Genomic DNA, 303 nt, shown 5'->3' with positions numbered 1-303 from the left:
AATCCGTCCGGCGGGCGACGATAGATCTGACCGCCGGCGCGATTACCTTCGTCGATCACCATCGGGTGCAGCCCGGCCTCGACCAGCACCGCCGCCGCCCTTATGCCAGCCGGACCGGCGCCGACGATCACGATCTTCGGCGATGAAGCGTCACTCACGGCCAGCTCTCCGGCGGTGTCGTGCGCAGCCGCATGCCCTCAGCGATAGGGGTTGTGCACGCGCGCAGGCGCGGCCCCTCTTCCTGCCAGACCCAGCAATCCTGGCAGGCTCCCATCAAACAGAAGCCCGCGCGGGGTTCAGGCC

Annotated in this window: 2 protein-coding genes; both read right to left on the bottom strand. The window is 68.6% G+C overall.

Translation table 11 applies throughout. The features are described from left to right. A partial coding sequence (locus EN807_RS34310) for an NAD(P)-binding protein (protein WP_135938077.1) occupies positions 1-158 on the bottom strand: 158 nt, incomplete at its 3' end. Continuing rightward, positions 155-303, bottom strand: a 149-nt coding sequence (locus EN807_RS34305) for a 2Fe-2S iron-sulfur cluster-binding protein (RefSeq protein ID WP_135938076.1), incomplete at its 5' end; no start/stop codon positions are given. The genes EN807_RS34310 and EN807_RS34305, both read right to left, overlap by 4 nt.

Source organism: Mesorhizobium sp. M5C.F.Ca.ET.164.01.1.1 (assembly GCF_004792125.1).
Lineage (GTDB): Bacteria > Pseudomonadota > Alphaproteobacteria > Rhizobiales > Rhizobiaceae > Mesorhizobium > Mesorhizobium wenxiniae.
Note: the sequence above shows the minus strand (reverse complement) of the source record. Positions and strands in the feature narration are given on the sequence as shown.